The 12858-nt window shown below is 42.9% G+C and carries 8 protein-coding genes and 3 pseudogenes; all 11 read right to left on the reverse strand.

Features of this window, described 5'->3' with window-relative positions:
• Positions 1–100: 100 nt before the first annotated feature.
• The 11 genes and pseudogenes from opp4C (JCM21738_RS09855) to JCM21738_RS09905 all read right to left on the reverse strand — a co-directional run bounded on the left by opp4C (JCM21738_RS09855) (position 101) and on the right by JCM21738_RS09905 (position 12802).
• Positions 101–1009: an oligopeptide ABC transporter permease gene (opp4C, locus tag JCM21738_RS09855; protein WP_023615276.1), complete on the reverse strand. Its 909-nt coding sequence runs from the start codon at positions 1007–1009 to the stop codon at positions 101–103.
• An 11-nt stretch (positions 1010–1020) separates the two neighbouring features.
• Positions 1021–1985, reverse strand: a pseudogene (gene opp4B / locus JCM21738_RS09860) (oligopeptide ABC transporter permease).
• Between the two features lie 37 nt (positions 1986–2022).
• On the reverse strand, positions 2023–3747 hold the full coding sequence (gene opp4A, locus JCM21738_RS09865; RefSeq protein WP_023615278.1) for an oligopeptide ABC transporter substrate-binding protein: 1725 nt from the start codon (positions 3745–3747) through the stop codon (positions 2023–2025).
• Between the two features lie 44 nt (positions 3748–3791).
• Positions 3792–4778, reverse strand: coding sequence for an ABC transporter ATP-binding protein (locus JCM21738_RS09870; RefSeq protein ID WP_023615279.1), 987 nt, complete (start codon positions 4776–4778; stop codon positions 3792–3794).
• A complete protein-coding gene (locus tag JCM21738_RS09875) occupies positions 4778–5800 on the reverse strand; it encodes an ABC transporter ATP-binding protein (protein ID WP_023615280.1) in 1023 nt (340 codons plus the stop codon). Before JCM21738_RS09875 ends, JCM21738_RS09870 begins: the two co-directional genes overlap by 1 nt.
• Before the next feature lie 171 nt (positions 5801–5971).
• Positions 5972–6838 carry a DUF2268 domain-containing putative Zn-dependent protease gene (locus JCM21738_RS09880; protein WP_081742098.1) on the reverse strand — a complete coding sequence of 289 codons (867 nt, stop codon included), beginning with the start codon at positions 6836–6838 and terminating at the stop codon, positions 5972–5974.
• A gap of 94 nt (positions 6839–6932) precedes the next feature.
• On the reverse strand, positions 6933–7772 hold the full coding sequence (opp4C, locus tag JCM21738_RS09885; RefSeq protein WP_232215899.1) for an oligopeptide ABC transporter permease: 840 nt from the start codon (positions 7770–7772) through the stop codon (positions 6933–6935).
• An 87-nt stretch (positions 7773–7859) separates the two neighbouring features.
• Positions 7860–8810 carry an ABC transporter permease gene (locus tag JCM21738_RS09890; RefSeq protein ID WP_023615283.1) on the reverse strand — a complete coding sequence of 317 codons (951 nt, stop codon included), beginning with the start codon at positions 8808–8810 and terminating at the stop codon, positions 7860–7862.
• 121 nt (positions 8811–8931) lie between these two features.
• Positions 8932–10583: pseudogene (locus tag JCM21738_RS09895) on the reverse strand (peptide-binding protein).
• A gap of 218 nt (positions 10584–10801) precedes the next feature.
• Positions 10802–11822 (reverse strand): annotated as a pseudogene (locus JCM21738_RS09900) (ABC transporter ATP-binding protein).
• Entirely contained in the window at positions 11819–12802 is a 984-nt protein-coding gene (locus JCM21738_RS09905) for an ABC transporter ATP-binding protein (protein WP_023615286.1), read from the reverse strand. The pseudogene JCM21738_RS09900 and the gene JCM21738_RS09905 overlap by 4 nt, the downstream one beginning before the upstream one ends.
• Positions 12803–12858 lie beyond the last annotated feature (56 nt).

Below are 12858 nucleotides of genomic sequence, written 5' to 3' on the forward strand. Positions count from 1 at the left end.
TCCATTCATTGTTTTGGCCGAACTTGGGGTTCCTTGCTACTGCCTCACCCCACTAATAAAAACATAGACAAAATAAAATCTACCTTTGTATGGTAGATTTTTAACGGCGTGATCTTGGATTCAATGCATCTTTTAATCCTTCACCTACGAAGTTGATTGACAAGATCGTGAGTGTGATGGCGAGTGCTGGTGGAATCCAGATCCACGGCTTTCCTTGTAATACATCTGGTTCATTTGCGAATGCTAGCATATTACCCCAAGATGGGATTTCTGAAGGCACACCGAATCCTAAGAAGCTTAGTCCTGTTTCTGCGACAATCATGGAAGCGAACAGGATTGTTGCCTGTACGATGATTGTTGAAAGGACGTTCGGGAGTAAATGCTTTGTGATTACCTTGAATGGTGAGCATCCGATTGAGATGGAAGCAAGAATGTATTCATTCTCCTTCTCTGCTAAAATCTTGCTTCGGACAATCCTCGCTACCCCACCCCAGCTCAGCAAGCTGATAACTATGATCAGGATAACAAGACCATTGATTTTACCATGGAAGATTGTAGCCAATACGATAACAAATACCAGGAACGGGAAGTTCAACACAAAGTCAGTGAAACGCATTAGCATGCTGTCAACGATTCCGCCAAAGTATCCTGCAATCGATCCTACAATTGTTCCAAAAAAGATTACGAATAGTGTACAGCTAATTCCGACTAAGAGTGATACCCTTCCGCCGTATAACAATCTGGTAAAAACGTCACGCCCGTTTTTGTCCGTTCCAAGCCAGTGCTCTGCAGACGGCTTTAAGGACATTGAGCCAATGTTGATTTTTGTGATATCTGTAGTTGTGATGTATGGAGCCAGAAAAGAGACAATCATTACGAATAACAAGAAGATCAAGCTTGTCATCGCCAACTTGTTCTTCACAAATTTTCTTCTAGCGATGGCCCAAGGAGACATGCCTTTTTCTGGCTTCAGGTTTATCTGTGTATTATTTGCTGTAGAAACTTCCATAGCCATCCTCCTTAATCAAGCCTGATCCTTGGATCAACAATTCCGTATAGTATATCTGCAACCAGGTTCCCAAAAAGTGTCAAGAATGAGAACATCATTGTCAAAGTCATTAAGACTGGATAGTCCCTTTGGCTGACAGAGTTCAAGAATAATTGACCGATTCCCGGATAAGTGAAAATCGTTTCTGTAATGATCGCTCCACCGACCAACGCTACGATATCAAATCCAAGGAATGTAATCAGCGGGATGATTGAATTGCGCAAAATATGCTGATTGTAAATTTTCTTTTCAGGTGTTCCTTTTGCTCGTGCCGTTCTTACAAAATCCTTACGGCTGTTTTCTATAATGTCATTACGCAGGAATTGCGTATAGCTTGCAGTACTCAATAAACCTAAAACAAGTGCAGGTAAGAAAACATGATGAATTCTGCTTAACCAATATGCAGCTGTACCTTCTGTTGTGGAAATATCCACGGAACCGTTTGAAGGGAACCAGCCTAATGTGAATGAGAAGAAATAGATTGCGAACACCCCTGCAACAAATGAAGCAGTGCCAATCCAATATAGTTTGCGGTACCTATGACATTATCGCCAAGTGTATATGGCTTCCTTCCGGCATAAATACCCATGATAAATGCTAGAATGTAAGTGATTAAAATACTTGAAAAACCTAGGAATATCGTATTAGGTAAACGTTCTGAGATAATTTCACTTGCCGGGATCTTATAACGGGTTGACTTTCCGAAATCTCCCTGAATAAAGTTTGTAATCCAAGTAAAATATTGAATATGAACAGGGTCATTGTATCCAAGCTTCTCGCGCATCTCTTCTATGTATGCCGGATCCGTGTTGTTCGGATCGATTTCCCCACTAAGTGAGTCCCCTGGCATAAGTTTCGCCAGGGAAAACACTACAATGGAGATAAGGAAAAGCATAGGAATCATGCCGAGTATGCGACGTAAACTGTATTTAAGCATATGCATTCTCCTTAACTGAGTAGGTGGGATTTAATGATTATTGCTTGATCCACCATTCATGAGATGAGTTAGAACCAGAAACGTCGAACTTCACGCCTTGAACGCGCTTAGAAACAGCCATAACTTCTTCTAGCTCAAGGATTGGAAGTGATGGTACTTCTTCGTTGAAAATCTTCTGCCAGTCAGCATAAAGCTGTGCACGCTTTTCAGTGTCAGTTCCAACTACTTCTAGGTCAACAGCATCTTCAAGAAGCTTTTGAGCATCTTCATTTACCCAACGAGGGTAGTTCCAAACAGATTCAATACCCCAAAGTGGTAGTGGATCTGGATCTGCTCCAGTTCCCCATCCGCCGTAGAATACTTCTAGAGCTGGATCGTCTTTTTCAAGTTGATCATAGTAAAGGTTAACGTCAGTCATTTGAAGCTCAGATTTCAAACCAACTTCTTCCCAGTACTGAGTCATAGCTTTTGCACGTGCTTCGAAAGTTGGGTTACCAGTAGCATAGTGAGAGAACTTAACAACGAACTTCTCGCCTTTAGGATCTTCACGGAATCCGTCTCCATCTTTATCTACGTAACCAGCTTTATCAAGGATTTCTTTCGCTTTTTCTGGGTTGTATTCGTATTGTACAGGCATATCTTTGTTATCTGCAGCAATCCAGTGTGCAGATGGGATTGGACGGTTAAGCGGCTGTCCTAGTCCGCTGAAGAAAGCTTTAACCCACTCTTCGCGGTTGATCGCGAAAAGCATAGCCTGACGCAATTCCTTGCTTGCGTACTTGTCTTTATCCATAACGTTTTTCTTGCCATCGTATTTACCAAGTTTGAAACCGATATAGTAGTATGATAAGCCAGGATATTTTACTACTTCAACATTATCAAGTGCTTCTACTTCTGGAAGAACTGTTGGGTGGAATGGAGTCATGTCAAGAGTACCATTCTTAAGTTCTCCAGTTGTTAGAGAAGAATCGATAACTTTAACAACGATTTTTTCTAGGTGTGGCGCACCTTTCCAGTAGTCTTCGTTACGAGTAAGCTCTACTGATTCACCAGGGATAACTTTTGTTACTTTGAATGGACCAGTTCCTACAGGCTTAGAACGAACCTGCTCAGAAGCAGCCATGTCTTTAGGAGCGATTCCTTCGAATTCCTTCTTTGAAAGCGGGTAAGCCCAAACGTTTTCAAGGTTGTTTACACGAGCCTTGTCAAAAGTGATTTTCAAAGTATAGTCATCAACTACTTCAAGACCAGCAATCTTGTCAGCCTTTCCTTCGTTGAAGTCCTTAGCACCTTCGATTGTGTTAACGTTAGACCAGCGCTGGTGTTCTCCACCAAGAGTAGCGATTGTTTCGATTGCGAATACCCAGTCATTAACTGTTAGTTCATCGCCATTGTGCCATTTTACGCCTTTTTCAAATGTGAATGTGAAAACCTTGTTGTCATCAGTAGTCCAGCTAGCAATATTTGGGACTGCTTTAAGGTTTTCATCATAGTCGATCAATGCATCATCGAAGAATGCGATGATATCATCGTCTCCGTCAGCATCGTAGAAGTTCCAGTTCAAAAGGCCTTTGAATTCAGAACTTAAAGCGTAAGTCAATGTACCGCCATCCTGCGGTCCTGTTTCTTCTGCAGCTTTGTCTTTGTCGTCATCTTTTGGATCAGTTGTTGTTGTCTTTTCTTTTTCTCCCCCGCTGCACGCAGCAAGGAATGTTGATAAAACCAATACTAGCATAGCTAGCCAAAGCAATGGTTTCTTCATGGTTTTCCCCCCGATTTTTTTTTATTTTTTGAAAAATTATTGCCCTAGTAAAGGTGGCAAGCAACCCGGTGTCCTGGCTTCACCTCCTTTAAAGCTGGCTTCACTTGAGAACACTCTGCCATCGCAGCTGGACACCGCGGATGGAATGGACATCCTGTCGGAGGATTCAATGGACTTGGAACATCTCCTTCAAGTACAATCCTTTCCTTCTTCCTGCGTGGATCCGGCATTGGAATGGCTGAGATTAAAGCCTGTGTATATGGGTGGAGCGGCTCAGCATACATGCTGGTGCGATCAGCAATTTCTACCATATTGCCGAGATACATTACGCCGATCCGGTCACTCATATGCTTAACGACACTAAGGTCATGAGCGATAAATAAGAAAGTCAGGTCAAATTCCTTCTGGAGATCCTTCAAAAGATTGAGAACCTGGGACTGCACGGATACGTCCAGTGCTGATACCGGCTCATCTGCTATGATAAGCTTCGGTCTGAGCGCCAGCGCCCTGGCAATGCCAATCCTTTGTCTCTGGCCGCCTGAAAACTCATGGGCATATTTATAGTAAGCATCTTCCGGAAGACCAACTTTTGTTAATAAATCCATTACTTCACCTTTAAGGTCCTTCAGGCTTGCATTCTTAAAGTTCCTGATAGGTTCTGAAACAATGTCCCCGACCATTTGCATCGGGTTCAGTGAAGCATAAGGATCTTGGAAGACCATCTGGATATCCTGTCGAATCGCCTGGAGTGTCTTGCCTCTTAGTTTAGTAATATCCTTGCCTTCAAAGATAATTTCCCCGTCTGTTGCATTCAGCAGGCGGATGATTGTCCTGCCTGCTGTAGATTTACCGCAGCCTGATTCTCCTACCAGCCCCAATGTCTCACCCTTTTTAATTTCGAATGATACATCATCGACTGCCTTAACATTGCCGATTGTACGGCGGAAAAAGCCACCTTTTACAGGATAGTAGGTTTTCAGATTCCTAATTTCCAGCAGATTCTCTTTTTCTACTAAAGTTGTATTGCTCATTATGCCTTAACCCCTTCTTTTGGCATACTTGCTTCATATAGAATGCACGCCACTTCATGTCCTTGCTCGACTTCTCCAAGCTGTGGAGTGATACTTGTACACTCTGGCATTGCTTTCGGACAGCGGTTTGCGAATCGGCAACCAGTTGCCGGCATATTTTTAAGTGATGGGACGATCCCTTTGATCGAGCTTAATTCTTCTTTCTCCTCGTCCATTTTCGGAATGGCACCCATCATCAGTTCTGTATAAGGATGCTTAGGATTATAGAAAAGTGTATCGACATCAGCTCGTTCAACAATGCGGCCTGCGTACATTACGATGACTTCATCACACATCTCAGCCACAACGCCAAGGTCGTGCGTTATCATGATAACTGACATATCATTTACTTCCTGGATACTCTTTAGCAAGTCGAGTATTTGGGCTTGTACTGTCACATCCAGCGCTGTAGTAGGCTCATCAGCAATCAACAATTTAGGCTGGTTAGCGATTGCCATCGCAATCATAACCCTTTGTCTCATGCCGCCTGAAAGTTGGTGTGGATATTCATCCACGATTTTTTCAGGTCGTGATATACCAACGCTCTTCAGCAGCGCAACGCTTTTTTGCCTAGCTTCAGCTTTGGAGATTTTCGTATGGTTGAACAATACTTCCTGAAGCTGGAATCCGATTGTGAACACCGGGTTCATCGATGTCATTGGTTCCTGGAAGATCATCGAGATATCGCGCCCGCGGATTTTATTCATTTCCTTTTCGGACATCTTTTCCAGGTGGACTCCCTCGAAAATGATTTCCCCGCCGCGGATTTTGCCAACCCCTTTTGGCAGGAGCTGCATGACTGAAAGGCTCATAACCGATTTTCCGCACCCTGATTCGCCAACAACCCCGACAATCTGTCTTGGTTTGACAGCGAAACTGACCTTGTCTACAGCATTATAAAATTCACCATCGATATCAAAAGCTGTTTCAAGGTTTTTGACTTCTAGCAAAGGTGCATCTTTATGTATTGAATAGTTGCTCATTGGGACACCTTCTCACATTTAAATAATAAAATATTCTGCAAATTCAATATATTTTAATAAAATGTTATTACAGATTTATTACATTTGCAATACTTTTTTTTCAATTGGGAAATTTATTATTTTTTAAAAATACAAAAAACCCGGTATGACTGGGTTTTTTAGTTTTTAAATTTATTGAAATTTTAGTAACTTTGTAAATTCAGTGGAAGGGATCTTAAATGATGCTTTTTCAGTAAAATATCCATGTTGTTTATATTGTTTTACAATTTCATAGCCAATTGCGTAGCCCAGAAGCCTGGGGTTGTCCCCCAGTCCAAACAAAAGTTCATCATGCTGCCGCTTATTTCTCTTGATTGAAAGCCTTTCTGCAATCTCTTTTTCCCAAAACCCAGCCAAAAACTTTGTCGAATATCGCCTGCTCCATTCTCCTGTATATTTTTCACCGCAATTTTCGGCAACAGCATGCTCTGCAAGACCTTCTAAAATTATTGAATCTAGAAGAGTATATTCCTCAGGATTTTTCTTTTGTGCCTGCATTCTGCATACATGATGGTATTCGTGGACAAACAAAGCCTCCAGCTCTTTCTCGTCATCTATCGGGGACAGGAAGATGAACATTTTATCAATGAAAGATAAGCCAGATTTCCCTTTTCCTTCCCTCATTAACCTGGAATTCGATTGATCCATAGGAAAGATGAAGATTGGGATATCAGGACCTTTCCACTTCCTTTTATACTTGACAAAAATCCTCTCTATCTTGGACCAGTACTTCCCTTCCTTAAGTTCTTCAAAGTTCTTTCTTGCCCTTCCGCCTGCCTTGTACATGCCAAAATTCTCTAAATAGCTGTATATTTCCTTCGCCTGAACTTCACCCTCAAAATAATCAACCAGCTTTTCACATATTCGTTGTGGACTGTTGAAATCAGTTTCTAACCATCTAGCAGTCCTGACTACCCCATCGCTCTCACTCCGAAAAAAATCAACTTTTACAGCTATTCTATGAAGCACCGGCCAATCGTTCGGGAAAGTCCTGACCATTTTTAAATTTTCCCAACATAGAAAAAAAACAGGGGTTCACCTGGCTCTTTTCTAACAGAAGATTACTCTTTAATTTATTCAGATTCGTTAAACGCTACTCGTTTATCTTAGGGTCGAGCGCATCCCTGAGTCCATCGCCGACAAAGTTAAAGCAAATGACGGTCAACAGGATCATTGATCCTGGTGCCAGCGGGTACCACCATGATTTTAATAGAATCGTGAAATTCTGTGCGTCCTGGAGCATGTTTCCCCAGCTTGCGTCCGGAGGCTGAATGCCTAGTCCCAAATAGCTTAATCCTGATTCTGCAAGAATAACATAGCCTACTGCTAATGTGGCTGAAACGATGATTGGGCCCATCGCATTCGGAAGGATATGCGAAAATATAATCGTATGTGTCCTTGTTCCGATCGTTTTTGATGCAAGGACAAATTCCCTCGACCTTAATGACAGGAATTCGCCTCTGACAAGACGTGCAGTAGTTGTCCAGCCTAGCAGCGCGAAGATTAAAATCAGTTTATCCACTCCTGGCTTGAAGATTGTGACCAGTGTAATCAATAAGAAAATGGATGGGATTGATAGAATGACATCTACAAAACGCATGATAATAGCGTCAACAATCCCGCCAACATAGCCAGCTACCGCCCCAAGAAAGGTTCCGATTGTAATCGATCCTAACACTGAGGCGAAACCGACCAATAGCGATATTCTTGCACCATATAAAAGCCTTGAAAAGACATCCCTGCCGAATCTGTCTGTCCCGAGCCAGTGATCACTGTTTGGCGGCTGCAATTTTAACAGCAAATTTTGTTTAGAAGGCGAGTATGGTGCGATTACCGGTGCTAAGAGCGCTGCCGAGATAATGATGATCAAGAATACTCCGCCAAAAATGGCAAGCTTGTTTTTGAAAAACTTTCTGACAATGATCCCGAGCATTGTGTCCCGCGAGGTTTTGATGCCATGCAAGTCAAGGCTGCCAGAAGTATTTCCAGCTAGATTTGTTTTTGCCATGTTTACCTCCCCTTAATACTCGATCCTTGGATCAAAAATTGCATAAAGTATATCGGCAATCAGATTCCCGATGACGACAAACACCGATGAAATTACGGTCAAACCCATAAGCACCGGATAGTCCCGCTGGAATGCGGAATCTACGAACAATAAGCCAATCCCTGGCCAGGTGAAGATTTTTTCAACAATGACAGCCCCTCCAATGAAGGAAGGAATCATCAATCCGAAAATCGTGATGACCGGAATCAGGCCATTACGAAGGCCGTGCTTATAAATGACTTTGTTTTCTCTAAACCCTTTTGCTCTGGCAGTCCTCATATAATCCTGCTTTATGACTTCGAGCATGCTAGATCTTGTATACCTGGTCAGGCCAGCCATATCGGCGGAAGCCAAAACAAATGCCGGCATGATTAAATGGTGTATCCTGTCCCATAAACTGAAAGGAGCATTCAATGTTGCTACTCCTCCAGTCGGGAACCAGTTGTTCTGTACCGCAAAGACCATGATTAAAACCAGGCCAAGGAAGAAGTTTGGAGTTGCTACTCCAAGAAAAGATGTGACTGTTACTGAGTAATCCAGCTTGGAATACGGCCGTGTGGCCGAAATGACTCCAAATGGAATCGAAATCAAGATGGCCAGGATTGTTGATACGACCATCAGTAAAATCGTATTAGGCATCCTGTTCATGATCATTTCAATTACCGGAACACCTTTGCGAATAAGCGATGTACCAAAGTCACCCTGAAGCATGGCTCCCAGCCACTTTAAATACTGAATATGGACTGGATCATTAAGCCCGTACCTTTCCATGAACCTTTCCTTATCAGCCGGACTGATCGTTGGATCCATCATCAGGCTGGCAGGGTCACCGGGAGCAAGCTTCATGATTGCAAAGGAGACAATCGTAATCCCCAGGAGCAAAGGAATGGCCATCAGTATTCGGCGAATGATATAAGATAGCATGGCAATTCTCCTTTTAAAGTGAAGACGTTTATATTTATGACTGGCAAGTCTTGTTTTCAGAGTTAAAAAGAAAGGGAAGGGAATCCCCCTTCCCTTTCAACCTTTTTGCGATAAGAAAGAATTACTTTTTCAGCCACCACTTGGAGATTTCATAAAAATCATCCTTCGCGTGGAAAACATAGCCTTCAAGATTCACCGGCATTACCCTGTGCACGTTAGGATAATAGAGGAATGTGTATGGCTGGTCTTCAGCCAGCATCTTATAGATGTCTGCATATGCTGCCTTATATTCATCCTGATCCAAAATCTGTTTCGCTTCTTCCATCAGCTTATCTGCTTCAGGATTTGAATACCAGACGAAGTTCAACCCTTTTTCCATCTGGCTTGTGTGGAAAATATCATATTGATCTGGGAATGTAGACAAGCTCCATCCAAGAACAAGGGCGTCATAGTTCCAGTTCGGTGCGGAAATCTGCTCTATGAAGCACTCCATTCCACGATTTCCGGCTTCGCTTCGATTCCTACTTCCTTCAACTGTTCCTGAAGGACTACGACGATATCTTCACGGACTTTATTGCCCTGGTTTGTTTTAACAGTGAAGGAGAATTTCTTGCCATCCTTATCCAGGATTCCGTCTCCATCAGTGTCTTCCCATCCAGCTTCGGCAAGCAGTTCCTTTGCCTTATCAACATCGTAACCAAAAACCGGAACGTCATCATTATACGCAAAAGAAAGCGGACTTTCCGGTACGTGCGCAACTTTGCCGTCACCATTCATGACAGAAGAGACAATTGCTTCCCTGTCTATCGCATGAGTGATAGCCTGACGTACTTTCTTATCTTTAAACAAATCATTCTTCTGGTTATAGCCAAGGTAGGTGTAAGAAAGTCCTAAGCCTGATTCCACTTTCACACCTGGGAATGATTTAACGGTTTCAATGTCCGTGCCAGGAACACCAGCTGCAAAGTGGATATCACCAGCCTGGATCTGGGCGATCATTGCATCCATATCAGGAACAATTTTATAAGTGAGAGTATCTAGATATGGTCTGCCCTGGAAATAATCATCAAATGCCTCAACCTTTACATATTCCCCGTCTTTCCATTCAACAAATTTGAATGGACCAGTACCAACCGGTTTCTTCGTGTTGAACTCATGCTCACCAAGCTCGGCAACAGGGACATCCTTAAGGATATGCTCAGGCAAGATAAAGTAGCTTAGCGAAACTGGATAGAAAGAAGCATCCTTCTTGCTCAGCTTGAACTCAACAGTATAATCATCAACTTTTGTGACAGATTCCATTGCTTCAAAGGCAGACCCGCGCTCACCATTGTAATCAGGATCCTTTGGAATACTGAAAGTGAATACCACGTCATCAGCAGTGAACTCTTCACCGTCATGCCATTTGATTCCCTTTTTCAATTTCGCTGTAAATGTCAGCCCATCTTCAGAAATATCAATAGACTCTGCCATGCTCATCGTCGGATTGAATTCCGTATCAGATGATACAAGACCGTCAAAAATAAAACCTTCAATATTCGAGCTTGCTGTGTCAGTCGAATAAAGTGGATTGAACACTGTAGGTGAACCGGTAGAACCAATGATCAAATCCCCGCCTTGCTGTGGACCAGTTGCCTCCTCTTCTTTCTTGCCATCATCTCCAGCAGTTTCTTTCGGGTCCTCAGAAGTATTTCCTCCAGTACAGGCTGTCAGGAAGATCGATAAAATCAGGGTAAGACTAATCAACCACCACGAAGCTTTTCTTAATTTCACATCATTTCCCCCTTAGGTTTTTCACTAGATTTTTTTGCCATTTACGAATCCTTTGTTGTTCGTAGTAGTTATTGCATTCTCACATGCTTCGAGACTCATTTCAAAGAGGACTCAAAATTAGTAATACATTTTTGCTAAAAAGGGCAACAAAACTTGCGCAAATAGCTTAAACAATAGAAAGGTGCCGGTATCTCCTCCTTTCAAGTCCTGCTCCTTCCCTATGTATATAGATGGCAGGCTACAAAATGGTTGCTCTTGACTTCTTTGAAGTCAGGGTTCACTTGTCTGCAAAGGTCAAATGCGGCTGGGCACCTTGTATGGAAGACACACCCTTTTGGAGGGTTTGCCGGGCTTGGCAGTTCTCCTTTTAAAATAATCCGTTCCCTTTTCATGGAACCTTTCTTTCTAGGCACCGGCACTGCTGACAGCAAGGCCTGTGTGTATGGATGCAGCGGTTCGGTATATATCTCTTTTTTTGAAGCAAGCTCCATCATTTTCCCGAGATACATGACACCGACCCTGTCGCTTATATGCCTGACAACGCTTAGGTCATGGGATATAAAGATATAAGTAAGACCGAATTCTTCCTGAAGGTCTTCCATCAGATTGATAATTTGCGCCTGGATTGAAACGTCCAATGCCGACACAGCTTCGTCGGCAATGATTAGTTCAGGGTTCAATGCCAGAGCTCTTGATATCCCGATCCTTTGACGCTGTCCGCCTGAAAATTCATGTGGATACCGATTGATGAATGAAGCATTGAGCCCTACCTTCTCCAACAGAATTTCGACCTTCTCATCCCTTTCCTTGCTTTTATGCAGATGATGGGTATCAAGCGGTTCCCTAATGATTGATCTCAGTGTTTTCCTAGGGTTAAGAGACGCGAACGGATCCTAAAAATCATCTGGATGTTTTTTCGTACATCCTTGCGAAGTTCACTTTCAGATAGATGGGAGATATCCCTCCCACTAAAAATGATCTTCCCATCCGTAGGTTCATAGAGTCGGATAATGGTCCTGCCGACTGTTGATTTGCCACAGCCTGATTCTCCGACGATTCCTAAAGTCTCACCCTTATTCACCTTCAGATTTATTCCATCGACTGCTTGATATGACCTACTGTCTTTTGCAGCAAGCCGGATTTTACAGGAAAGTGCTTTTTTACATCCTGTAATTCAAGCAAGGTTTCAGAACTATATTCCTGTGTGTTCTTTTCCAGGATTTCATTTGGTGAGGTCATTTCTTCATCTCCTTGCTATCATGCAAAAAGCACCTTACAGAACGATTGGCGTATTTTCTTACAAGCTCTGGCATTTCACTGGAACAGCGCTCAAACGCATGCGGGCAGCGGGGCGCAAAACGGCAGCCTTTTGGGAGATTCTCAGGTGACGGAACATTACCTTCTATGGAGGCAAGCCGTGAATGGTCTTCGTCGATCGATGGGATGGAACCCATAAGGCCAATGGTGTAAGGATGCAGCGGATTTTCAAAAAGATCTTCTACTATTGCTTCCTCTACTACCTGCCCTGCATACAGGACGACGACTCGGTCAGCAACTTCAGAAACTACTCCCAGGTCATGGGTAATGATTAGGATTGATGTTTCAAACTTTGTGCTCAACTCCTTCATCAAGTCCAATATTTGCGCCTGGATAGTTACATCCAATGCAGTTGTCGGTTCATCAGCAATCAATAACTTGGGGTTGCAGCTCATCGCCATCGCAATCATCACCCTCTGGCGCATTCCTCCCGAAAGCCTGTGAGGATAATCATTGATTATTTCCTTTGCACGGGAAAAACCCACCAACTCCAGCATCTCAATCGCCTTTTTCTTTGCCATAGCATTATTCAAGCCCTGATGGTATGTCAGGACCTCCATGATTTGTTCACCGATGGTAAGTACAGGATTGAGCGATGTCATTGGTTCCTGGAAAATCATCGATATATCATTACCGCGGATTTTGCACATTTCTTCCTCGCTTGCCTTGGCAAGATCCCGTCCATCAAAATGGATCTGCCCGTCCACAATTTCTCCGGGAGGACTAGGTATAAGTCGCATAATTGATAGAGAGGTAATGCTTTTTCCGGATCCTGATTCTCCTACCAATGCGACAGTTTCCCCTCTATTGATGACTAGATCAACCCCGTCAACTGCTGGAATCATTGTCTTTTTCCTTTTAAAATAGGTTTTAAGATTCTTTAGTTCCAATAAGGCTGTCACGTTTTTTGCACACCGCCTATCCCAATGAAATTGATATTAAGAGAAATGACTTTCTG

The organism is Mesobacillus boroniphilus JCM 21738, from assembly GCF_000517385.1.
GTDB lineage: Bacteria > Bacillota > Bacilli > Bacillales > Cytobacillaceae > Mesobacillus > Mesobacillus boroniphilus.